Here is a 23,427-nt window from a genome sequence, read left to right as displayed (position 1 = left end):
CTTTATGTTCTGCTGGTACGAGGGACGCAGCCTGTCGCGCCCGCACGCATCCAGCCTACGCGCATAGACTCGAATGAAGGCTGGGCGACACCCATCCGACGGTGCGGTTGACGTGCCACGGTCATACTTGGAGGTAACTATGGAATATCGTTCGCTTGGGCGCTCAGGGCTCCGGGTCTCTGCGGTTGGGCTTGGCTGCAACAATTTTGGTCGCCCTGGGGCAGCAACCGAGGGGCAAGACGGCAGCACCGCCGTCATCCACGCAGCCCTCGACGCAGGTATCACCCTGTTTGATACTGCTGACGTCTATGGCTACGGATACGGTCGAAGCGAGACCTTCATGGGCAACGCGCTCGCGGGCCGCCGCGACGAAGTTGTGCTTGCGACGAAGTTTGGTCACGCCGACATGGATTCCGACATTCCCTCGTGGGGTGCCCGCGGTTCACGGCAGTACGTGCGGCTGGCCGTTGAGCAGTCACTCCGTCGACTGCAAACCGACTGGATCGACCTCTACCAGCTGCACACCCCTGACCCAAACACCCCTATCGAGGAGACGCTCGCGGCCCTCGACGAGCTCATCCACGAGGGTAAGGTTCGCTATATCGGGCACTCAAACTTTGCTGCGTGGCAGGTTGCGGATGCCGAGTACAAGTCCAAGCTCGCGGGGCACTCCCGTTTTATCTCTGCCCAAAACGAGTACAGCCTCCTCGTGCGCGATGCCGAGCGCGAACTCATGCCGGCGCTCGCGGAATACGGCGTTGGCTTCTTGCCGTTCTTCCCGCTCTACAACGGCCTCTTCACCGGCAAGTTCACGCGCGACGGAGGCTCGGCCGACACCCGCATCATGCGTCAGCGCCCCCACCTCATCGAGACGGCCCCGTGGGACGCCATTGAAGAGTACGAGCGGCTGTGTATGGGTTGGGGCGTGACGATGTTGGAGGCTACGTTTGGCTGGTTGCTCAGCAACCCGGTCCTCAGCAGTGTGATTGCCGGAGCGACGACGCCGGAGCAGGTGCGTCAAAACGCCGAGCAGGGCGTCTCGTGGAAGCCAACGGCCGAGCAACGCGCCCAGATCGACGTGCTCTTCCCCCGCGCCTAACCCCGCCTACCCCCCCCCTAACCTGCCGCGCGACCTCGCGCCGCGATTCGACCTGACCCAAATGTGTCTGTTTTTCGAGAAATAGGCACATTTGGGTCAGATCGATTGAACGCGGCACTAGCGAGGGGGAGCCGTTGTTGAGTGGCGCACAACGAAGTCCGGCGCAACCGGGCTCGGGTGACGGCGCTCATCATCGCCGGTGACGCGCTCTAAGAGATCACTCACGGCACTCATTCCAAGCTGTTGTGGGTTCTGCTGCACAGTCGTGAGACCAAACGTCTCAGCGTAGTCGTGCCCGTCGATGCCAACGATTGACACGTCAGACGGCACGCGCTTGCCAAGCTCCTGCGCCGCAAGAATAACCCCAAACGCGACCTCGTCGCTTTCTGCAAGCACGGCTGTGACGGGGTGGTCTGGATGCGCCAACCAGCGTCGGCCCGCCTGGCGTCCGCTTTCAAGATCGAGTGGTGTTGGTGCGTGCGTGATTGCGGCGGCATGCCCGGCCAAGGTCATGGCATCCGAGTATCCCCTGAATCGGTCACTGTGAACGAGGGATGACGCCGGATCGTTGTCATGGAAGTGATTCTGCGGCCCGCCGACAAAGACGATTTTCGTGTGCCCGAGGCCAAGTAGGTGTTCGGTTGCCAGCTGGGCAGCCCGGTAATCGTCGAGTACGTAGCTGTCGAGCCCGTCTATTGGTGCGCCGACGCAGGCAACCGGTTTGTCAAGCCGTTGGATCGTCTCGAGCTCAGTTGCTGAAGCGTCAATGCCAACGAGGATGACGGCGTCAAACGAGCGGCGAACCAGGAAGAAATCAAAGACACGGCTCCGGTTGGCGCTCATGTGGCTCACATTGTAGACAGTCATGTCGTAGCCGGCGGCGAGCAGCGCACTTTCGAGGCCCTGGAGGACTTCGGCAAGGAACCAACGGTTAATGAGGGGGATGAGCACCGCGATGCTTTGGCTGCGGCCGGTTGCGAGGCCAGAGGCGTTTGCCGAGGCGATGTAACCGAGGGCGTGTGCGGCATCCGCAACCCGCTCGCGTGTTGCTGGGGCGACGTAGCCTTGCCCGCTGAGCGCCCTGGACGCGGTGGCCTTGGCGACTCCGGCGAGCTTTGCAACATCCGCGATGGTTGCCACATGAACCTCCTCGTTCATTGGCGGGTTGGCTTTTCTCAGCAAATACTAGCGCAGCAACGCTCATTCTGGAAGCGGTTCCATGTTTTCGAGTGGATGTAGGAGGCGCGAATGCTGGCCGACTGCGCCAAGGAAACCGCCAAAACGTGCGGTAGAAACGTCATTCTGGCAACTCGTGTCCAAAGTGTAATCAAGAATCTCTTGATTAACTGAGGTCCCGTGACGTACGGTTTGTGGAATCGGTTCCTGAGTGGATGGGTATCACTGCCTGAGCAACGCCGCACAGCAGGCGCAGCGCAGTAGCCCAACCGCCGATCAGGGGGACTCAACTCAATGAAGAGGAGAGATTAAGTTGACACATTCAGCGAAACATCGTCGGTGGCTTTTGCCCATCGCGTTTATGAGCGCCACGGGCCTACTACTTGCCGGGTGTTCGAACGGGTCGTCAGACTCCGAGACGGGCGGGGGAGACGCCGCCGCCGACTGCGCAGACTACGAGCAGTACGGCACCTTCGACGGTGACGAAGTAGAAGTGTACGCAACGATCGTTGACGTCGAGGCCGATCAGCTGCAGCAAAGCTGGGCCGACTTCGAAGACTGCACCGGAATCACCGTGAAGTACAACGGTGACCAAGAATTTGAGACACAAATCAACGTTCGCGTTGAGGGTGGAAGCCCGCCAGACCTCGCCATCATCCCGCAGCCTGGGCTCTTGCAGCGCATGATCGACACCGGAAAAGTTGTTGACCCGCCGCAGTCGGTTGAGGATAACGTCGATAAGTGGTGGTCAGAGAGCTGGAAGACCTACGGCAGCAAAGACGGCAAGTTCTACGCCGCCCCACTCATGGCAAGCGTCAAGGGCTGGGTCTGGTATTCGCCAGCTGACTTCACGGATCGCGGGGTAGAACCGCCAAAGACACTCGACGAGCTCAACAGCCTCACCGCCGAACTCGCAAAAGACAACTCGAGTGACACCTACCGCCCGTGGTGTGTTGGTTTTGAGTCAGGAACCGCAACCGGATGGCCAGGAACCGACTGGATCGAAGACTACGTCCTTCGCCAGCAGGGTCCAGAGGTCTACGACAAGTGGGTTGCCGGCGAAGTGAAGTTTGACTCCGACGAGATTCGTCAGGCATTCGACTCGGTTGGCGAGATCATCCTCGACCCGGTCAACGTCAACGGCGGCTTCGGTGACGTCAAGACGATCAACTCGACTACCTTCCAAGATGCAGGCCTCGCAATCCTTGACGGCAACTGCTCCCTGCACCACCAGGCTTCGTTCTACGAGGCCCAGTGGCCAGAAGGAACAAAGGTTGCCGAAGACGGAGACGTCTGGGCCTTCCTGCTTCCAAACGAGGAAGAGGGCCAGGGAGATGCAGTGACCGGCGGAGGCGAGTTTGTTGCCGCATTCAGCGACAGCAAGGCAACGCAGGCACTGCAGACCTACCTCTCAAGCGACCTGTGGGCAAACAACCGAGTCAAGCTTGGCGGTGTGATTAGCGCAAACAAGGGACTCGACCCCAACAACGCCCAGAGCCCCATTGGAAAAGAAGCGGTTCGCATTCTGCAGGACGACAAGACCACCTTCCGGTTTGATGCGTCAGACCTGATGCCGGCGGCCGTTGGCTCTGCTTCCTTCTGGACGGGAATCGTTGACTGGGTCAACGGAGAGAGCACCGACAAGGTGCTGCAAGGAATAGACGCAACGTGGCCGTAATCCCTCGGCTGTAAGCAGCTCATTCTTCATCCGCAGTGAGGGGACTCGGGCCGGGCACACACTGCCTCGCCCGAGCCCCCTTCACCCGTTTTTTGAGAGGTTCCCATGATTTCGTATCTTTCCCTCTCGGTATTCAACACGCCCCTCAGCTCGGCACTGTTGCCAACCGCTCGAAACTCAAGCAGTTTTTTCGACGACATGTGGCAAAAGTTCGGCGTGATGTTTGCCGGGTTGCTGATTTTTTTGGCCGTCATTGGCCTCATCTTGTTCCTCGCGGATCACGCACCAAAGCGTGGGCGAGACTATGTGCAAATGTTTGTCTTTGTTGCTCCAGCGTTGATCCTGCTTGGGGTTGGCCTGATCTATCCGGCCATCCGCACGATGATGCAGTCGTTCACCAATGCTCAGGGCGACTTCATTGGTCTTGAGAACTTCGTCTGGATCTTTACCGATAGCGGTAGCCTCATCAGCCTGCGGAATACGGTTGTGTGGGTCATCCTCGTCCCGCTACTCTCGACCGTGTTTGGCCTCGCGTATGCCGTCTTTATCGACAAATCACGCGGTGAAAAGGTGCTCAAGTCGCTCGTGTTTATGCCGATGGCCATCTCATTTGTTGGTGCAGGCATCATCTGGAGCTTCATGTATGCCTACCGGTCAAAAGGGTTTGAACAGACGGGGCTCCTGAATCAGTTGCTGGTTTGGTCCGGTCTTGAGCCCATACAGTTCCTCAACTCCGCCCCGCTCAACACGTTCTTCCTCATCGTTGTGCTCGTGTGGATTCAGACGGGATTTGCGATGGTGGTGCTTTCGGCATCCATCAAAGCGATCCCCGTTGAGCAGGTTGAGGCCGCAGTCCTCGACGGTGCCAACGGGTGGCAGGTGTTCACTAATGTGACGCTGCCAAGCATCAGGGGCTCCCTCGTGGTTGTTGTTACAACGATTACGATCGCGACCCTTAAGGTCTTTGACATCGTCAAGACAATGACGAGCGGGAACAACGACACCAGCGTTGTCGCGCTTGACATGTACAACCAAGCGTTTCGCTTCAATGAGTGGGGCCACGGTGCGGCCCTAGCGGTCGTCATCTTTGTGCTGGTACTGCCGATTGTGATCTACAACGTCCGCGTCTTGAGAAAGCAGAGGGAAATCCGATGAGCACACAGATTAACCCTGATGCCTCGCCGTCGCTCGACACATCGGCGATTCTCACCGGAAAGGCGCGTGGCCGCCACAACGCGTCTGCTGGTGGCCAGGCTGATCGAGTGAAGCGTCGCCTCACCTCGCGGTGGGCGACCGTTGCGGCAATTATGATCGCGTTCCTCTGGACGATTCCAACGTTTGGCCTCTTTGTCGCCTCGTTCAGGCCGCAGGAGAATAAGCGCCAGGGCTGGTGGACCATCTTTCTTGACTGGTTCCCAACCATGGAGAACTACGGCAAGGTGCTTGGCGGAACAAGCATCTCAAACGATAACCTCGCGTCGTATTTCATCAACTCGTTTGTGATCACGATTCCCGGAACGATTTTCCCGCTTTTGCTGGCGCTTATGGCTGCCTATGCGTTCGCGTGGATCCCGTTTCGGGGGAGGGGCATCCTGTTTGTGCTGGTCTTCGCCCTGCAGATTGTTCCCTTGCAGATGGCGTTGATTCCGCTCTTGCAGTTCTTTAACGGGGTCGATATTGGCGGAACCTACCTCGCCGTTTGGATCGCGCACACGATCTTTGGGCTGCCGCTTGCGATCTTCTTGCTGCATAACTTCGTATCCGAGATTCCCGGTGAGTTGGTTGAGGCTGCGAGGGTGGATGGCGCGTCGCAAACGCAGATCTTCTTCCGCATTATCATTCCGCTTTCGCTGCCGGCAATCGCGAGCATCGCGATCTTCCAGTTCCTCTGGGTCTGGAACGACCTGCTTGTTGCGCTCGTATTCTCGGGCGGAAGCGCAGACGTGGCGCCGCTGACCGCAAAGCTTGCCAATATGGCGGGCAACTTCGGCCGTAACGAACATCTGCTGCCTGCCGGTGCGTTCATCTCGATCATCGTGCCGCTGATCGTGTTCTTCGCACTGCAGCGGTATTTCGTACGCGGCTTGCTTGCGGGGTCAACGAAGGGATAGGGCTCGGCATCCATTCGCCCCTTGTTGCGATTTTTTGTTCAATTTTTCGCAATATGTGGCGAACGGATGCCGTTGGTCGGTCTAAGACGACACATCACTGCGGCGGGTTCTTGCGCGGCGCGGTTAGGGTAGACGCATGACTACACACGTTGAATATTGGTTTGACCCGTCGTGCCCATGGGCCTGGATGACGAGTCGTTGGGTTGATACGGTTGCCGAACAGCGCGACCTTGACATCACCTGGAACGTCATGAGCCTCGCGGTACTCAACGAAAACAACGATGTGCCCGACGAGTACCGCGCGTTCTTCCCGCGCGCACTCCGCCTCACGCGTCTCGTGACTGGCGTCGCGCAGGTCTACGGGGCCAAGCACACGAAGCCGTTGTACGACGCACTCGGCACACGCATCCACCCTGAAGCACGCACCGATTGGGACGCGATTATCGCCGAAGCCGTTGCCGAGGTTGGGCTCCCAGAAGAAGCCGCCGCGCTTGCCGACACAGACCAGTACGACGAGCAGATGCGCGCGAGCCACTTCGACGGCATCGGTCGCGTTGGCGAGGACGTGGGAACGCCCGTTATCTCTGTTGACGGGGTCGCGTTCTTTGGCCCGGTCATTTCCCCTGCGCCAAAGGGCGAAGCCGCCCTTCAACTGTGGGACGGCGTCGTTGCGGTCGCTGCGTATGACGGATTTTTTGAGCTCAAACGCTCGCGCACGGTTGGACCGATTTTTTCCTAAGCGGATGGCTCACAACCAAAGCGTTCCCGACGCTGCTGGCGTGCCAGGCGCGGGAGGGGACAGCCAGCGAACGAGCCCGGCAGACGAACTTGCGGTTGATCTTGTGGTGATCGATCGCAGCCACTGGCAACCGCTCAGGGAGCTCAGGCTTGAGATGCTTGCGGATACCCCGACCGCGTACATTGAGTCGCTTGCCCAGTCGCTCGCTTTTATCGACGAGGAGTGGGTGTTCAGGGCGCAACGTAACGAATCGCCACACTGTGTTGGGCTCGCAGCGGCCGACTCTGCGACGGGGCGATGGGTTGCAACCATGAGCGCATACATCGACAACGGGGGGCTTGCGCAACTGGTCACTGTCTATATTTCGCCGGGGTACCGAGGCGCCGGCCTTGCGGAGTGGATGCTTGAGCACATCTTCGACTGGGTGCGTACGTCATCCGCAGCCACCGAAATGAACCTGTTTGTGCACGAGCAGAACGCACGTGCCATCGGGTTCTATGAGCGTGTCGGTTTCGCGACGACGGGACGGGCGCAACCGTATCCACTCGACATCAGCAAGCGGGAGCTTGAGATGCGGATGCCGGTGCCCCCGGCGCGATAGGCTTGGTGCAGTTTTTGCCTCTCGTTTGATAAGGGTTCTTATGCGCATCCACATTGCCACCGACCATGCTGGGCTTGAGTTCAGCCAACAGTTGCAGCAGCACCTTGCTGAGGCCGGGCACGAGGTCGTTGATCACGGCCCGAAGGAGTACGACGCCCTCGACGATTACCCGGCATTCTGCATTAACGCGGCCCAGGCGGTTGTGAGTGACCAGATTAATGACGTTGACAGCCTTGGCGTTGTGTTTGGCGGTTCGGGTAACGGCGAGCAAATGGCGGCCAACAAGGTTGTTGGGGCGCGTGCGGCACTTGTCTGGAATCTGAGCACGGCGAAACTCGCGCGTGAGCACAACAACGCAAACGTCATCTCGATTGGTGCCCGCCAGCACACGGTTGATGAGGCTATCTCGTTCATTGACGCGTTTATCGCTGAACCTTTTCCCGGCGACGAGCGTCACGTGCGTCGTATTGCCCAGCTCGGCGAATACGAGACGACCGGAACGATTGAGGGTAAGGGCGTCGACCCGCTCGACTAGCCTGCGCCGTCCGGTGCGTATCGCCGGTTGACGGTAACTATGTGCGTTCAGGGCCAGTGCAAAGGAGTTCATCGTGCCAGAAGGGCATTCCGTTCATCGCATCGCGCGACAGTTTGGCCGCAACTTTGTGGGTCACGTGTGTCAGGTGAGTTCTCCGCAGGGGCGGTTTGTTGAGGGCGCCGCTGTGCTTGATGGCCTGCGGATGATTGGCTCGACCGCCGTTGGTAAACAAATGTTCCTCGAGTTCGAGGATGGCCACTGGCTGCGGGTGCACCTTGGCATCTATGGGGCATGGGACTTTGCCGGCGACATTAGCGTCGACGCAACCATTGCGAGCGCAGAGGGTCGTATGGGGCAGACCAACCAGCGTGGCACTGAGCTGCTCACCGCTTCGTCGCCGTCTGCCATTGCCGCGTCCGCTCCAACGCACGTTGCTGGTCCTCGGGCAGACAGGGGAGGCCTTCCGCTTGGCGCGCCTGGCTCGGATGCGGCAGACAGCGCGGCCGAAGACTCGGTTGCCAGCATTGGTGCGCCACGCAGGGCCCGCATCCGTATGGCAGAGCAAGATACGGTCTCTGACGCGTTGAGCGAGTTTCCGCCGCCGCCGGTTGGTGCCGTGCGGGTGCGCATCCTGACCGAATCGGCAGTTGCCGATCTCAGGGGACCAACCGTGTGTGAGCTTGCGACCGCTGCTGAGATCCAGGCCGTGATTGATCGGCTCGGGCCCGACCCGCAGAACGATCCATCTGATGCTGCAGAGCAAACCTTTATCCAGCGTGCGTCAAAGACGGCCCGCCCGATCGGCCTCGTCCTAATGGACCAAGCCGTCGTGAGTGGCATTGGCAACGTGTACCGCGCCGAGATGCTCTTTCGGGCCGGCATCAACCCACACACTCCGGCAAAGAACCTGAGCCGAGAGCAGCTGCACGATCTCTGGGTTGACTGGGCGTATCTGCTCGAAATTGGGGTACGCCTCGGCCAGATGATGACGATGGATGCGCTCGGCCCCGAAGACTACACGCTTGCCATGGCCAATCGTGACGATCGACACTGGGTGTATAAACGCGAGGGTCTTCCGTGCCGCCGATGTGGCACCAATATCGTGCTCGAAGAGATGGCGAATCGAAAGCTGTATTGGTGCCCAACGTGTCAGCGCTGACGTTGCGGGCAAGCGACATCCGATGGTCTGGATGCGGCCCCGTTGTAACGGGTGTCCGTCACCGACCGTCTTCACCACACCCGATTGTAGGTTGGTGTTGTGCTCGGGTTAGATGAGATTCAGTGGGGCCTGCTGCTGCTCGTCGTTGTGGCGGGGTTTGCGGCTGGTTGGATCGACGCCATTGTCGGTGGTGGAGGGCTCATCCAGCTTCCGGTGCTCTTGCTCATACCGGGGCTGTCGCCAGTGCAAGCACTCGCTACGAATAAGCTCGGTTCGATTTTTGGAACAACAACCAGTGCCATTACGTATTACCGACGGGTGAAACCTGACCTGCGGACGGCTATCCCCGCAGCGGTCTTTGCGTTTCTTGGTTCGTTTGGCGGGGCCGTTGTAGCGAGTTCGATTCCTGCGGAGTATTTTCGGCCAATCATCGTCGTTGCCTTGATCGGCGTGTTTGTGTTTACCGTTGCGAAGCCGTCGCTGGGGGAGATCGAACGCGAACGCAAGGGACATCGTCGCCACCTCATTACCGCGATCCTGATCGGGTTGTTGATTGGTGCCTATGACGGCGTGATGGGGCCTGGTACCGGATCGTTTCTCGTCATCGCGCTTGTTGGTTTGCTTGGCTTCACCTTTCTGCAGGGCAGCGCGATCGCCAAAATCATTAACGTCTTTACGAACCTTGGCGCCCTTGCCTTCTTCATTCCGCTCGGGGCGGTTCGCTGGGAATTGGCGATAGCACTCGGTATTGCAAACTGCCTTGGCGGATACCTTGGGGCACGGATGGCAATCGCAAAGGGCAGCGGTTTTGTGCGTGCGCTGTTCCTGATCGTGGTGTGTGTGCTCATTGTGATTCTCGGGTGGACGGTTGTGTCTGACTGGATGTCGGCCAACTAGCCCCTTTGTGCCGGCCGTCTGTTCGGTCGTTTCGCTTGGTTTGCCCTGCAATCTCAAGGATGTTGCTGAATGTTTCATGAATTTGCATGGAAAAACTTGACTTGAAGCTACAAGTATTTGCTACACTATTGCTACAAGCTTCAACTAAATCTTTCTGTAGGAGAACCCCATGACTGACACCATCACCATCCCCGGTTACAAAGCTGGCACCTGGACCATCGACCCAACGCACAGCGAAGTTTCGTTCAGCGTTCGTCACCTGGCCATCAGCAAGGTAAAGGGTAAGTTCGAGAAGTTCGAGGCCACGTTTGTTACCGGCGAAAACCCTCTCGACTCGACGGTGACGGCATCTGCAGAGGTTGCTTCGGTTAACACCAACGAGGCAAACCGCGACGGTCACCTCCGCACCGGCGACTTCTTCGACGCAGAGCAGTTCCCAACCATCGACTTCGTCTCGACGGGCGTTCGTCAGGTTGGCAGCGACTACAAGGTAGACGGAAACCTGACCATCAAGGGCATTACTAAGCCTGTCACCTTTGATTTTGATTTTGGTGGCTTCGGCACCGACCCGTACGGCAACTACAAGGCTGGCTTCACCGCAACCACCGTTGTGAAGCGCGAAGACTTCGGCCTCACCTGGAACGCTCCGCTTGAGACCGGTGGCTTCTTGCTTGGTGCTGACGTTACGATTACAATTGATGTTCAGGCTGTGCTTAACGCCTAGTCTGACTGGCAAGCGAACGCTTGCAACGGGATGTAATCCCACACAAAGGCTCGCAGGGCTTGCACAACCAACCGGGGGGATGGTTGCGCGGGCCCTGCGTTTTGCGTATCTGGCACTAGGGTTCAGGTCACTCGCGAAGGCGATGGGCCGGAAGCCAGAATAGAAATTATGTAATGTTTTGTCTGCTGGTAGCACTGTACGAGTATGGGAAAAAAATTGGGGAATTTTACTGCGCCTCGGCGCGCGCTTGCGGTGGGGGCCGTTGGCGCCGCCATTGGCCTCGCCGTGATCGTTGGGGCAACCGCAACTTCTGGGGCCTACACCGACATGGGCGCCGCCACTATGGGCTCCTCCGGCTCGTTGGGCAGCGCAACCGCCTTCAGCCTGCAGCTCAGCTATAACGGAGACGACACGAAGTACCCATTTCGGGAAAGCAATCCGTCAACAAACCCCTACAGCGACATGTTTATTTCGCCGCGTACGGGACCAAGTTATTCAAAAGCGATCAATACCTACGAGGCGAGTACCTCAGAGATTTCGGTTCGGGTTGCTCCCAACAGCCCAAAAGGAAATATAACCCCCAACATCATTAAGCCCGATTCCTGCGTTGGTGATTGTGCGATTGCTTTCGAGAACATGATTTTCACGGTGAAATGGGACGGCGTGAACATCCCGGGTGCCACGCGGCTGAGTGCGGCTGCCTTTAACGAGCTTGGGGCCCGAACCTACCTCAACGCGGTTCAGGGGCAATCGCATCGGCTCAGCTTTGATATCTGGATACGTCCTGACACTCCATACTTATCGCTCAAAAGTACAACATCACTCTTTGGCGTCCGGTTTGACGGGGCGAGCGTTGGCAGTTAGCTGGGCGAGCTTGATGCCTGTCCTCTGCCGGTATCCTTTGGCTGACGAAACGACTCGTGCTCGCTGATTGAGACGATCCCGTCTCGAACTCGACGCAGGTCTTCCATCAGCGACCCGATCAGAATCCAATGCACCGGATTTGGGCGGAGTATGGCAAACGGTGCCGTGAGCGCTGGCAGCTGCGACGTCACCGGCGTTTCTTCCGTATGGAGGTCGTCGCGGAGCTGAGAGATACGTCGGAGGTCGTGAGCGGCCCGCCTGAACTCCTCAGCGAGGCCGTGCACTGTTGGGTCTTCGAGTAACGTCACCGAGTAATTGTCGTGGAGCGCCCTCGTCATCCCGGAGATCTGCGTAATAATGGGGCTCAGCGAACGCATGAGCGTTGCATCCTCGTCCAGCTGGGTCCTGTGGCGGCTGCCGCGCGGGTTGAGCGCGAGGCTTTCCTTTGCGGCTCCGATCAGGTCGCGCACCTTTTCTCGATCATCCACAACGGTCCGGACCTCAGCGAGCATTTCGTTGATCCACTCCGTTGACTGCGGTTCGGTGAGCGCCTCGGAGAGCCGATCGAGGCACCGCGACGCGTCATAGCCGAGGGTGCGAACCCCGATATGCGCCGGGGTGATTTTCACGGGGGCCGCGATGGCCGCGTTGACGATGATGCCGATCGCTGCCCCAATCAGCGTTTCCGCAATGCGGCCGAGCGCATAGTCGGGATCTTGATTGCCAAGCGCCAACACGAGCATGGTCGTAATCGCGATTTGGTTTGAGGATGTGGTGGTCATCCTCAGCGCCCAACCGAGCACAATTGACACAGCGATCGCGAGGATGAACAGCCAACCGGGGGAGCCAAACACAAGTACGGCCCCGTACGCAACGGCGACGCCGGCGACAACTCCGATGACCCGCTCGACGCCCTTTGAGAGCGACTGAGTGACGTTTGGCTGGACGCACAGCAGCGCCGCGATGGCGCCAAATATTGGGGCCTGGTTTGGAAAAATCGCGAGGCAGCCAAACCAGGCGGCAAGCGTGGCAATGAGGGTCTTGGCAGCCTGGATCCATGGCTCTCGACGGGCCGCACGAATACTTACTATTGCCATGTGTTCCAGCCTAGAGCGTTCGGGCCGGACGAGCGCGCGACTACTTCTTTGGCAGGTCGTTGATCAGGCGCGCAAGCGTCGCACCATCGGGACCGTAAACCCAAGGGACACCACTCACGCTTGTGTGGAGTTCGGCCTTGCTCCGCCCCCCGGCAAGTACGGCCTCTCCCGTGGTGAGCTGGCGAATCGCGACGGCAGCGACGTTGTCTGGATGCTGGAGCGAGAACTCGTGGTACAGCGCCTCGTCGTGCTGTCCGTCGTCGCCGATGAGCAACCACTTGACCTCTGGGAACTCGGCCGCGAGGCGGCGCAACTCGCGCTCTTTGTGTTCGCGCCCGCTGCGGAACCAGCGGTCGGTTGTTGGGCCCCAGTCGGTGAGCAACAGCGGACCCATCGGGTAAAGGTTGCGTGACAGGAACCGAGTCAACGTTGGAGCCACATTCCAGGCACCCGTCGACAGGTAAATGATCGGGGCACCAGGATGGCTCGAGATTTGACGGTCGATAAAAACGGCCATGCCAGGCGTGGGTACGCGAGCCTGTTCGTGGCGAACAAATGAGTTCCACGCGGCAACAAACGGTTTTGGCAACTTGGTGATCATGACGGTGTCGTCAACGTCAGAAATCACACCGAAGTGCGCTGCCGGGTCGACAACGTAGACGGGGCATCCGCTGACCTCGTTGCCGTTCACGCTCAGACGCACGCTGTGCCAACCTGGAGTAAGGGTCGCCGGAACGATAGCGTCAATGACGCCCCCTCTGTCTGTTGTGACCTCGCCAAGCACAACGCCGTCAACCTCAACGGTTACGGTTAAAAAGGGAACGTGCACGCTCATAAAGCTGCGCCAGCCCCGAACCCGCGAGGCCTGCTGCTCGTCGACGCGAACGCCAGACATATGTGTTGAGCCGGGCTTCAGATACAGGACGCGGCCGAGGACCCGAATCCAATCGGGTTTTCCGTAGCCGATATAGGGAATGACAGTCGGTATTTTGCCGCGTTTGACAGCGCGCCTCGCTCGTCGGACATGTATCCAATCGTCGATACGGGCAAGCAAGACGGGTCGGGTGGACTCCGCGGGCAAAGAAGCGTTTTCGGGAGTATCCACCAAACTATTCTAGGAGATAGAGACTCAAGAACACTATTTCCCACAAGCGATGACCAGATTCCCAGCCAGGCCGCAGCTAATGCCAGGAACCCAACGGCGTGAATCGACCTGACCCAAACATGCCTATGTTCATGTTCTGCGGCACATTTGGGTCAGGCCGATTGCTGAGGGCCGGGGGAGGACGCGCGTTGCGCTCCGTCACTCCTCGGTGTGCATATGCTTCTGCTCGGCGGCATGGACGATGCGCTTGGTCACGTAGACGCCGACGATGAACAACACGATGATGCCAACAAAGACGTAACCGGCCCAGTGCAGCGACTGAGAGAGCTGTTCGTAGCTCGCTGCGGCGGTGTAGCCGACAGTGACGTAGGCCGCAGCCCAGACGACACAGGCGGGGGCCGTCCACGCAAGAAACCGCCGATACGTCATCGTGCTCATACCAACAGTCAACGGGACAACGGAGTGCAGCACCGGCAGGAAGCGTGACGCGAAGACGGCTATGCCGCCGCGGCGTTCGAGGTAGCGTTCGGCGCGTACCCATGTCGGTTCGCCAATCCGTCGGCCCAACCAGCTGTGCCGGATGCGCGGGCCCAGAAACCGGCCAAGGGCAAACCCAAGCGACTCGCCGGTGAGCGCTCCAAGAACAAGCGCGGCAAACAGAATTGCCGACTCACCAACCGACTGGGAACCGAGGCTCGAAACGATCGCGATCGTGTCGCCGGGAACGATGAGCCCGATGAGCACTGAGGTCTCAAGCATCATGGCGATTCCGGCAATGATTGCCCGCCAAACCGGGCCTACCGACTGGATGCTGAGGAGGATCGAGTCGAGGATATCGGTGACAGAACCACTCCCATTAAAGAGGTTGCCTATTGAATCGAAGATCTCGTTCACAGGCCCGCTTTCAGTAAGAAGTAGTTCGACGTCGTACTATGCAACCTTATTGCAACTGAATAAACCTGAGAGTAGCCTGGCAACAGCGTAAAATAAGTTTTGTTGAGCACTACCGCTCGCAGATCCACAGGAATGACCATCCTGACAGGTTCTTTTTCGTGAGCCTCTTTTTATACAAGAGACTTGACTCTTTGGAGTACGCATTGAACGAACTTCTCGACCCGCTCTTACTTGCCAGATGGCAATTTGGGCTGACCACGCTCTACCACTTCCTGTTCGTTCCACTCACCCTGGGAATGGCACTGCTGGTAGCGATCTTGCAGACCGCTTGGGTTCGCACAGGCAAGGTGAAATACCTTGAGCTGACCAAACTGTTTGGCAAGATCTTCTTGATCAACTTCGCCATGGGAGTTGTGACCGGAATTGTGCAGGAGTTCCAGTTCGGCATGAACTGGTCCGACTACTCGCGCTTTGTCGGTGACATCTTCGGTGCGCCGCTCGCGATCGAGGGCCTGCTTGCATTCTTCCTTGAAGCAACCTTCATCGGTGTCTGGATCTTCGGATGGGACAAGCTGCCGAAGAAGATTCACCTGATGTCGATCTGGCTCACCTCAATTGCGTCGATCATGTCCGCGTACTTCATCCTCGCAGCCAACGCCTTCATGCAGAACCCGCTTGGCTACGAAATCAACGCGGAGCGTGGACGCGCCGAGCTCACCGACATCGGTGCGGTGCTCACGAACCCCGTTGCGCTGACCCAGTTCCCGCACACCATCTTCGCCTCGATCATGTTCGCCGCGTGCGTCATCGTTGCGGTTGCCGCCTGGCACCTCTCGAAGAAGCAGCACATGGAGACCATGCGCACTGCCCTTCGCTTCGGACTCTGGACCAACATCGTCGCCTTCGCAGGAACCGCCCTCAGCGGTGACCAGCTTGGCCTCGTCATGGTTGAGACCCAGCCTATGAAGATGGCCGCTGCAGAAGGTCTGTATAACACGGCATCAGGGGCAGAAGCATCCTTCTCGCTCTTCAGCCTTGGCACCCCGGACGGCGCTCACGAGATCTTCTCCGTACGCATCCCGTACCTGCTCTCCTTCTTGTCAACTCACACCTTCGACGGAACGGTTGAGGGCATCAACGACCTGCAGCGCGAATACACCGAGCTCTACTGCTCGGGTGGCAGCAACATTGCGTGCCCATCCGACGGCCAGTTTGCCCCCATCATTTGGGTGACCTACTGGGCATTCCGCTGGATGATGGGCCTCGGCATCTTCGCGGCCCTCGTCTCGGTTGTTGGCCTGTGGCTGACCCGCAAGAACCGCGAAGTCAAGCCAATCGCTTGGAAGATCGCGATCTGGACCGCACCGGTTCCGATGGTTGCCTCGCTCGTTGGCTGGATCTTCACCGAGATGGGCCGTCAGCCCTGGATCGTGTTTGGGTTGATGACCACGGAGTCGGGCGTTTCGCCGGGAGTGACAGGGCTTTCAGTTCTCATCTCGCTCGTCGTCTTCACCCTGGTGTATGGCGGACTCGCAGTGGTTGAGTACAAGCTCATCATCAAGGCCGCAAAAGCCGGCCCGCCAGCGATTGAGGTGCCAGAAGATGGCAGCGACGTCGACCACACCAAACTTGCCACGGTCTACTAGAAGGAGAGGAACTCATGGAACTGCAATACATCTGGTTCTTTATTGTTGGTGTTCTCCTTGTGGGATACCTCGTACTTGACGGCTTTGACTTCGGCGTTGGCATCAGCCTTCCCTTTGTCTCGAAAGACGACACCGATCGCCGCGTTGTGATCAACACCATCGGGCCCATCTGGGACCTGAACGAAACCTGGCTCATCGTGGCAGGTGCCTGTCTGTTCGCCGCATTCCCCGAGTGGTATGCGACCATGTTCAGCGGCTTCTACCTCGCCTTGCTGCTCATCCTCGTTGCGCTGATCCTGCGTGGTGTCTCGTTTGAGTATCGTCACCAGGGTAAGAGCGAGCAGTGGAAGGCCTGGTTCGACCGGTTTATTTTCATCGGCTCGGCTCTTCCTCCGCTGCTGTGGGGAACGGCGTTTGCCAACCTCATCCACGGTGTGCCACTTGAGCGACTTGAGAACGGCGGCTGGATCTTTACCGGCAACCTGTTCACGTTGCTGAACCCGTACAGCCTGCTTGGCGGCATCACCATCATGATGCTCTGCTTTGTACACGGCCTCGTGTTCATCTCGCTCAAAACCGACGGAGACATTCGTGAACGTGCGCGTGCGCTTGCCGTCAAGGTTGGCCTCGTGACGATCGTGATCGCTGCTGCCTTCCTGATCTGGACGATCATCGAGCACCTCGGCTCCGACACCATTGTGTTTGTGGTTGTGCTCGCTGCGCTTGCGGCGGTCGCCCTCATCGGCGCGTGGTTGGCAAACTTCAAGGGTCGTGAGGGCTGGGCATTCACCCTGCACGTGCTGACCATGACGTTTGCGCTGCTCACGGTGTTCATGGCGCTCTTCCCGAACGTGATGATCTCGAGCATCGATCCCGCGGTCAACAACATGACCATCACGGGAGCGTCGAGCTCGCAGATGACGCTTGAGTTCATGACCTGGGTTGCTATCTGTGCCCTTCCATTAGTCCTGGCCTACCAGACCTGGACCTACTGGATCTTCCGCAAGCGCATAACCCGCGCGAGCATCCCGGTTGCCGCTCACTAAGTAGCAACCCATCCAACAGCCCGCCAGTTCAGGTACCCATCCAGTGACGGATGCTTGGACTCGGCGGGCTGTTGCGTACAACCAACTCGCTTTGTGCCGGTGAGCGGCCGGCTTTGGCTCGCCAACCGTGCGCCTGTCAGCGAGTGCCGCCAGAGTTTGGGAGAATAACAGAGTGAAGCCGTTTGATGCGAGACTCCTGAGGTATGCCAGATCAATTCGCGGATTCTTGGCACGGGGTGCAGCGCTCGGCCTCCTCCGAGTTGCCTCGCTTGTCGGATTCGCGTGGTTTGCTTCGCAGGCGATCGTCTCTGTCGTTGAGAGCGTTCGATCGGGCATCGCGCCCGAATCCCTCGCCGCGAACCTGCTCGGCCTTGCCGCTTCGGTCGCCGTCCGAGCCATCAGCATTTGGCTCGTTGACGCGAACTCCGCCCGCGGAGCGTCAACGGCCAAAAGCGAATTGCGCACGGCAAGCCTCAGCGCGATTCGGAGGCTCGGGCCGTCCTGGCTCGCAGGGCGCTCGTCGGCATCCGTGACAACAACGGTGACGCAGGGGCTCGACTCGCTCGACGAGTATTTTGCCAAGTACATCCCACAGCTCATCATGACCGCGCTGGCCACGCCAATTCTTGTCGTGATTATCTGGGCTCAGGACTGGACGAGCGCCGTTGTCATTCTTGTCGCCTATCCCACAATTCCTGTGTTCATGATCCTCATCGGCTGGGCAACGCAGAGCGTGCAGAAGAAGCAGTGGCAGGCGCTCAATACGCTCGCCACAAGTTTTCTCGATGTGGTGCAGGGCCTGTCCACCCTCAAGATTTTTGGACGTGCCGAGCGTCAGAGCAAGCGGATCGAGCAGGTCACCGAAGACTACCGCTCGCGCACAATGAAAGTGCTCAGGGTTACCTTTCTGAGCGGCTTTGTGCTTGACCTCGCTGGCACACTCTCGGTTGCGTTTGTGGCCGTTGCCATTGGTATCCGGCTGATCGAAGGCAGCCTCGCCCTCTCCGTTGGGCTCTTTGTGCTGCTGCTGGTCCCCGAAGTATTTGTGCCGATTCGACAGGTTGGCGTGAGCTTTCACGCAGCGGCCGAGGGACTTGCTGCCGTTGAGGACGTGTTCGAGATTCTTGATGAAGATCAGCAGCGTGCCCAGCCTGATGCTGCGGAGGCAGCAGTCGCCGATGAAGCTCCCAAGACGTCCGGGCTGGTTCTTCGAGATATCTCTGTGAGCTATGGCGATTTTGTCGCTGTCGAGCGGATGACGATGACCGCGGCATCCGGTGCCCTCACCGTGATCGTTGGCCCAAGTGGCGCGGGAAAGAGCAGTTTGCTTGGCACGGTGACGGGTCTTGTACCCCACACCGGCACGGTTCTGCTTGACGGGCGTCCTGTGGATGCCGACTCTCCAGCGGACCGCACCTGGCTCGCCTGGGCAGGGCAACAGCCTGGCCTTGTTGCCGGAACCATCGCGCAGAACATCCTGCTCGGCTCGTCTCAGACGCCAGAGCAGGCCTCAGCGACCATCACGCAGGTGCTTGCCGATGTCGCAGCATCTGACCTCAACCCGGCGCTGGAGCTTGGGCCATCAGGCGAAGGCCTCTCTGGCGGTCAGGCCCAGCGAGTTGCCATTGCGCGGGCCCTCTTTCGCCGCATCGATAAATTATCTCGTGTCCTGCTGCTCGACGAACCAACCTCGGCCCTTGACTCGGTGGCGGAGGCCGCCGTTATTGACGCCCTCAAGCGCATTGCGGCAGAAGGCGTCGCCGTGGTTGTTGTCAGCCACCGCCAAGCCGTCGCCGACCGCGCAGACTCCGTTATTACTCTGAACCAGCACGTTGGGACGACCACACGATGACCGCCGCCGCGCAACCCTCGACCTCCGAAGCTCCATCGCCCGCTGCGCATGTTCTTGCCGAGCAGCGTGCCATCCTTCGCACCTCGATGCCTGCACCCAAACGGTTCTCGCCGGGAGTGGCCCTTGGGGTGCTCGGGGACGTCTCGGCCGTCGCCCTGCTCGCGCTCAGCATGTGGTTGATCGTGAAGTCAGCAGAGCAGCCGCCTATTTTGCACATTACGTTTGCCGTCGTCGGCGTGAGGGCGTTCGCGATCGGTCGGGCTGCGTTCCGCTACGCGGAGCGGCTTGCGAGCCACGACGCCGCCTTCCGCCAGCTGTCAACCCTGCGCGTCTCGTTTTACGAGCGGCTGCTCCCTATTGCTCCGGCAGGCATTCGCTCAACGACTCGCGGCGACCTCATGAGCCGAGTTGTCCGCGACGTTGATGAGCTGCAAAACTATCCGCTGCGCGTGGTGCAACCCATCATCATGTCGACAGTTGTGCTCGTGCTGAGCGTCATTACCGTGAGCCTTATTTCGCTGCCGGCCGGACTGGTGATGGCCGCGAGCTTGCTCGTCTCGTTTGGGCTCGCGGTGTTTGCAAACCGCGCGGTATCTGCGGCGGCCGAGTCGCGAATCTCAGCCCTCAGGGGGCGCCTCGCCGACGAAATTCTTGACGTGCTCGGATCGTTGGGTGTGCTCACCGCGTTTGGCGCGCTCGATGATCGTCTGCAGCGAGTCGACCGTGCGGATGCAGAGCTCAGGGCCGCCGAGCGCAGGCGTTCAATCGGCGCAGGTGCTGCGGCCGCGTTTGTTTCGCTGCTCGCTGGTGCTGCAACAATCTTCGCCATCCTCGTGACGGCTGGCGACGTGACCGACGGCAGCCTCACCGGACCGCTCTTTGCCGCTGCGGTCATGGTTCCGGCCTCCGTGTTTGAGGTCTTCTCGGCAGTTCCCGTCGCGCTTGCGGCTCGCAGGGAAGTGCGGGCGAGCGCCCTTCGCCTGGTGACGGTTGCTCCGGATGAGCTGCCAGACGGCATCCCGGCAGATTTGGCAACGGGCGAGGTACCAGATGAACCGATCACGGAGACGCTGATCGAACTGCGCGACGTGTCGGCCCATCATCCAGGGACAACCGAGCTCGCGCTGCAGGGTGTCTCGTTCGCGGTGAAGCCTGGCGACAGCATCCTGATTGAGGGCGCGAGCGGGGCGGGTAAGACCACGCTGGCTCAGGCCCTCGTCCGGTTTATCGACTACAGCGGAAGTTACCTTGTGCGCGGCGTTGAGGCTCGCGACCTGAGCCAGCGGGCCGTTCGTTCGGTTGTTGGCCTGTGTGAGCAATCGCCGCACCTCTTTGACAATGACATTCGCCAGAACCTCTTGTTTGCGAAGGATGACGCTTCCGACGACGAACTGCTCGCGGTGCTTGACCAGGTGGGGTTGGCCGATTGGGTGCGTGACCGTGGAGGCCTGAGCTCCCGCGTCGGCGAAAGCGGTGCCCTTGTCTCTGGAGGGCAAGCGCAGCGCATCGCCCTTGCGCGGGCGCTGCTCGCCGGATTCCCGGTGATCGTGTTCGACGAGCCGACGGCCAATGTTGACGCAGACCGCGCCGATCAGCTGATGCAGGACCTCCTAGCGATTGCGACAGGGGGAGACCGTGCGGTGCTCATTATTTCGCACACGCAGGTTCCCGCGGCGCAGCTCACACAAACGCTTCGGTTGAGCGCGGGTCGGCTCGCTTAGCTAGTCGCCGATACCCGTTGCCAGGCTGGCACGCGCTTCAGCAAATCGGGCGAGCCGGTCAGCATCCACCTGCGGCGTCGGCACCCCGTCGATGTGGGCAACCGGCCTGATGCCGTGCAGCGCGTTGACCGCCCACACCTCGTGATTGGCGAGCGTGTGCGCCTTGGCGTCCGTTTCCGCCACCGGAATTTCGAGGCTGCCAGCCGCCTCGATCAGGATGCGTTCCGTGACGCTTGAGACGCGAGGCCTGGCTGTTGGCACTCGATGCAGCGTGTTGTTATTCCACCACAACAGCGAGGTTGTGGTTCCCTCGATAACCGTTCCATCTGAGGTGCAGATGATGGTGTCGTGAACCGGCGTTGGCCCTGGGTCGCCGGTTGCGATCGGATACTGGGCCGTCTCGGACGCCCGCGCGTTAAGCCGCGAGAATAAGGCAATGTTTGGCCCTTTGATCGTTGGCAAGCGGCGCGGGTCTGAGTAGCTGCTGCTCAGAATGATGGATTCTGGAGCCTCGCCGAGCCGCTGGATGCTTCGAGTGAGCAGCGCGAGGCGGTGGCCTCCCTCTGCGGCAAGTAGCTCAACGCGGGGGAAGAGATCGTCGCCACGCGAGGCATCCGCCAGATAGAGTGTTGCCTCCCGCCAGAAGTTGGCGAGTTCCGCCGGATTGCTGTACCCCATGAGGATGCAACCCATGACAAAACGATCGCGGTGCAGTTCGTGGGCGATCACGGTCCCGTTGCTCACTCTGAACGAATCCGCAACCAGCAGGGCGCGCTCGTTGCCGGCGAGATCACCGGTGGCTGGTGAGAAGCGGCCGTCGGTCCACAGCTGGAGATCGTGCACGAGGGACTCCCAAAAAAGTGAAGGTTGCGAACGCTCTTGCGGAGCGCGTCTGGCGGTTCGTTGACGGCCACCTCTAGGCTATTACAGTGCAGACGCCGGCCAGATCACGTTCCCTCGCCCACTGGGTTGACCCCGCCGTTGTGTTTGCCGCTCTCTATGCGGATGCGCCCTATGCGTTTTGGCTTGATGCTGGCCGGGATGCGACCGAGGGCCTCAGTTATCTTGGCGAGGGCTCAGACATCATCGAAGCGGATGCTGGGGGCCGCATCAGCACAAGGCATGCCGATCTCCCTGCCGCGCCGGCCGAGCGAGCACACGGCTCCCTGCTGAGCGCGCTTGGGGCGCGGCGCAGGGTGCACACGTTTGACGAGCATCCGGTGACCCAGCCGCTTGCCGCTGGCGAGCACGTGTCTTCCTCACATTCTGGGTCTGCCGTGCCGCGGCTCGGGCTCGGCTGGGTCGGATGGTTTGGCTACGAGAGTCTGCACGACGACCTCGGCGTTGCGCCCGCACCGCTCGACGATGATCAACACGTGCCGGTCGCCGCCTGGATGCGTGCCGACACGGTGGTTGCATTTGACCATTCCAGCGGAGTCGTGACCGTGACCGCGGCAACGCCTGCGCTGCTAACGCAGTGGTTTGACCGGTGGGAAGAAGCGCAAACTGCGTCAATCACCCGTCTCGGTAGTCTCCCGGTAGACGTGGCGCCGGTCGGGGCATCCGCATCCGAAACATCCGCCCCCTCAGCCGTCTGGCGACACTCGGATGACAACTACCTTGCCATGATCGAGGAGTGCCAATCCCTCATCTACGAGGGCGATGCATATCAACTCTGCCTGACGAACCGGGTCACCCGTGCGCTGTCGGACAGCGTCTTGGACGCTGACGTGTTTGCCCGCCTGCGTGCCGCCTCGCCGAGCCACCACAGTGGGCTTATCCGAATGGGCGCAACCTCGCTTATCAGTTCGAGTCCCGAACAGTTCTTAGCAGTGAGTTCAAGCGGGCGGTTGACGACCAAGCCCATCAAAGGCACGCGCACACGGGGAGCAACTGCTGCCCTCGATACACAGCTGGCTGCTGAACTCCTTGCGAGTGAAAAGGAGCGGGCCGAGAACCTTATGATTGTTGACCTCATGCGCAACGATCTCACACGCGTGTGCGAGCGGGGGAGCGTCACCGTATCCGCCCTGCACCGGGTGGAATCCTACGCGCAGGTGCATCAGCTCGTCAGCACCGTTGAGGGGCAGCTGGCCGAAGGACTCGACGTGTTAGACGCAGTACGCGCGTGTTTCCCCGCGGGCTCAATGACGGGAACGCCGAAGCTCGCAGCTATGCGGAGGCTCGCGAGCATCGAGGGCGCACGGCGCGGCATCTACGCTGGTGCGTTTGGATACCTGAGCGATGACGGGGCCGCAGACCTCGCTATGGTCATCCGAAGCATCGTTTTGACGCAACATCCCGGAGGCGGCAGCACCGCAACGATCGGTACGGGTGGGGGAATTACCAGCGACTCCGTGCCAGCAGAAGAGCTCGACGAGATCAAGATCAAAGCACGTGCCCTCCTGGCGGCGCTGCGCTAAAGCGGGGGAGCACGGTTACCGCTATCCTTGATAGTCGGGCCTGCCACGATTTCTGCGGCC

21 protein-coding genes are annotated in these 23,427 nt (G+C 59.8%); 16 read left to right on the top strand and 5 right to left on the bottom strand.

Annotation, left to right across the window (positions count from 1 at the left end; all coding sequences use genetic code 11):
* The first annotated feature begins 139 nt into the window (after positions 1-139).
* A complete protein-coding gene (locus FHX76_RS04515) occupies positions 140-1,099 on the top strand; it encodes an aldo/keto reductase (RefSeq protein WP_167148325.1) in 960 nt (319 codons plus the stop codon).
* A gap of 117 nt (positions 1,100-1,216) precedes the next feature.
* Here FHX76_RS04515 and FHX76_RS04510 read toward each other — a convergent pair whose 3' ends face one another.
* The gene (locus tag FHX76_RS04510; protein WP_167148323.1) at positions 1,217-2,239 is read right to left on the bottom strand and encodes a substrate-binding domain-containing protein; all 1,023 of its coding nucleotides are present in this window, start codon (positions 2,237-2,239) and stop codon (positions 1,217-1,219) included.
* 349 nt (positions 2,240-2,588) lie between these two features.
* Between FHX76_RS04510 and FHX76_RS04505 the strand changes: the two genes are divergently transcribed.
* From FHX76_RS04505 to FHX76_RS04460, 10 genes are all read left to right on the top strand, one after another.
* Positions 2,589-3,953: an ABC transporter substrate-binding protein gene (locus FHX76_RS04505; RefSeq protein ID WP_243848579.1), complete on the top strand. Its 1,365-nt coding sequence runs from the start codon at positions 2,589-2,591 to the stop codon at positions 3,951-3,953.
* A 198-nt stretch (positions 3,954-4,151) separates the two neighbouring features.
* Positions 4,152-5,108: a carbohydrate ABC transporter permease gene (locus tag FHX76_RS04500; RefSeq protein ID WP_167150332.1), complete on the top strand. Its 957-nt coding sequence runs from the start codon at positions 4,152-4,154 to the stop codon at positions 5,106-5,108.
* Complete coding sequence (locus FHX76_RS04495; protein ID WP_167148319.1) at positions 5,105-6,064, top strand: carbohydrate ABC transporter permease; 960 nt, start codon at positions 5,105-5,107, stop codon at positions 6,062-6,064. The genes FHX76_RS04500 and FHX76_RS04495 overlap by 4 nt, the downstream gene beginning before the upstream one ends.
* 136 nt (positions 6,065-6,200) lie before the next feature.
* Positions 6,201-6,803: a mycothiol-dependent nitroreductase Rv2466c family protein gene (locus FHX76_RS04490; protein ID WP_167148317.1), complete on the top strand. Its 603-nt coding sequence runs from the start codon at positions 6,201-6,203 to the stop codon at positions 6,801-6,803.
* Between the two features lie 4 nt (positions 6,804-6,807).
* Positions 6,808-7,404: a GNAT family N-acetyltransferase gene (locus FHX76_RS04485; RefSeq protein ID WP_167148315.1), complete on the top strand. Its 597-nt coding sequence runs from the start codon at positions 6,808-6,810 to the stop codon at positions 7,402-7,404.
* Positions 7,405-7,444: 40 nt separating this feature from the next.
* Positions 7,445-7,939, top strand: a complete 495-nt coding sequence (locus FHX76_RS04480) for a ribose-5-phosphate isomerase (RefSeq protein ID WP_167148313.1) — start codon at positions 7,445-7,447, stop codon at positions 7,937-7,939.
* Positions 7,940-8,012: 73 nt separating this feature from the next.
* On the top strand, positions 8,013-9,098 hold the full coding sequence (locus tag FHX76_RS16235; RefSeq protein WP_167148312.1) for a zinc finger domain-containing protein: 1,086 nt from the start codon (positions 8,013-8,015) through the stop codon (positions 9,096-9,098).
* Between the two features lie 99 nt (positions 9,099-9,197).
* Positions 9,198-9,995: a TSUP family transporter gene (locus FHX76_RS04470; protein WP_167148310.1), complete on the top strand. Its 798-nt coding sequence runs from the start codon at positions 9,198-9,200 to the stop codon at positions 9,993-9,995.
* Positions 9,996-10,164: 169 nt separating this feature from the next.
* Positions 10,165-10,719 carry a YceI family protein gene (locus FHX76_RS04465; protein WP_167148308.1) on the top strand — a complete coding sequence of 185 codons (555 nt, stop codon included), beginning with the start codon at positions 10,165-10,167 and terminating at the stop codon, positions 10,717-10,719.
* Positions 10,720-10,923: 204 nt separating this feature from the next.
* Positions 10,924-11,583: a hypothetical protein gene (locus tag FHX76_RS04460; protein WP_167148306.1), complete on the top strand. Its 660-nt coding sequence runs from the start codon at positions 10,924-10,926 to the stop codon at positions 11,581-11,583.
* Here the strand turns inward: FHX76_RS04460 and FHX76_RS04455 are convergent.
* The 3 genes from FHX76_RS04455 to FHX76_RS04445 all read right to left on the bottom strand — a co-directional run bounded on the left by FHX76_RS04455 (position 11,580) and on the right by FHX76_RS04445 (position 14,679).
* Positions 11,580-12,680, bottom strand: coding sequence for an FUSC family protein (locus tag FHX76_RS04455; RefSeq protein WP_167148304.1), 1,101 nt, complete (start codon positions 12,678-12,680; stop codon positions 11,580-11,582). The genes FHX76_RS04460 and FHX76_RS04455 overlap by 4 nt on opposite strands.
* A gap of 40 nt (positions 12,681-12,720) precedes the next feature.
* Positions 12,721-13,785 carry an App1 family protein gene (locus FHX76_RS04450; protein ID WP_341777858.1) on the bottom strand — a complete coding sequence of 355 codons (1,065 nt, stop codon included), beginning with the start codon at positions 13,783-13,785 and terminating at the stop codon, positions 12,721-12,723.
* A gap of 198 nt (positions 13,786-13,983) precedes the next feature.
* Complete coding sequence (locus FHX76_RS04445) at positions 13,984-14,679, bottom strand: DedA family protein (RefSeq protein WP_386762560.1); 696 nt, start codon at positions 14,677-14,679, stop codon at positions 13,984-13,986.
* A 203-nt stretch (positions 14,680-14,882) separates the two neighbouring features.
* Between FHX76_RS04445 and FHX76_RS04440 the strand changes: the two genes are divergently transcribed.
* The 4 genes from FHX76_RS04440 (at position 14,883) to cydC (ending at position 20,944) form a co-directional block, all read left to right on the top strand.
* Positions 14,883-16,325, top strand: a complete 1,443-nt coding sequence (locus tag FHX76_RS04440) for a cytochrome ubiquinol oxidase subunit I (RefSeq protein WP_167148302.1) — start codon at positions 14,883-14,885, stop codon at positions 16,323-16,325.
* A 14-nt stretch (positions 16,326-16,339) separates the two neighbouring features.
* The gene (cydB, locus tag FHX76_RS04435; protein WP_167148300.1) at positions 16,340-17,371 is read left to right on the top strand and encodes a cytochrome d ubiquinol oxidase subunit II; all 1,032 of its coding nucleotides are present in this window, start codon (positions 16,340-16,342) and stop codon (positions 17,369-17,371) included.
* Positions 17,372-17,543: 172 nt separating this feature from the next.
* Complete coding sequence (gene cydD, locus FHX76_RS04430; protein ID WP_167148298.1) at positions 17,544-19,223, top strand: thiol reductant ABC exporter subunit CydD; 1,680 nt, start codon at positions 17,544-17,546, stop codon at positions 19,221-19,223.
* Complete coding sequence (gene cydC, locus FHX76_RS04425; protein WP_167148296.1) at positions 19,220-20,944, top strand: thiol reductant ABC exporter subunit CydC; 1,725 nt, start codon at positions 19,220-19,222, stop codon at positions 20,942-20,944. The genes cydD and cydC overlap by 4 nt, the downstream gene beginning before the upstream one ends.
* On the opposite strand, the gene FHX76_RS04420 is transcribed toward cydC, so the two are convergent.
* Entirely contained in the window at positions 20,945-21,787 is an 843-nt protein-coding gene (locus FHX76_RS04420; protein WP_167148294.1) for an aminotransferase class IV, read from the bottom strand.
* Positions 21,788-21,873: 86 nt separating this feature from the next.
* On the opposite strand from FHX76_RS04420, the gene FHX76_RS16655 reads away from it, so the two are divergent.
* Positions 21,874-23,367 carry a chorismate-binding protein gene (locus FHX76_RS16655; protein ID WP_167148292.1) on the top strand — a complete coding sequence of 498 codons (1,494 nt, stop codon included), beginning with the start codon at positions 21,874-21,876 and terminating at the stop codon, positions 23,365-23,367.
* The last annotated feature ends 60 nt before the right edge of the window (positions 23,368-23,427 follow it).

The organism is Lysinibacter cavernae, assembly GCF_011758565.1.
Taxonomy (GTDB): Bacteria; Actinomycetota; Actinomycetes; order Actinomycetales; family Microbacteriaceae; genus Lysinibacter; species Lysinibacter cavernae.
This window is presented reverse-complemented; position numbering and strand designations above follow the sequence as displayed.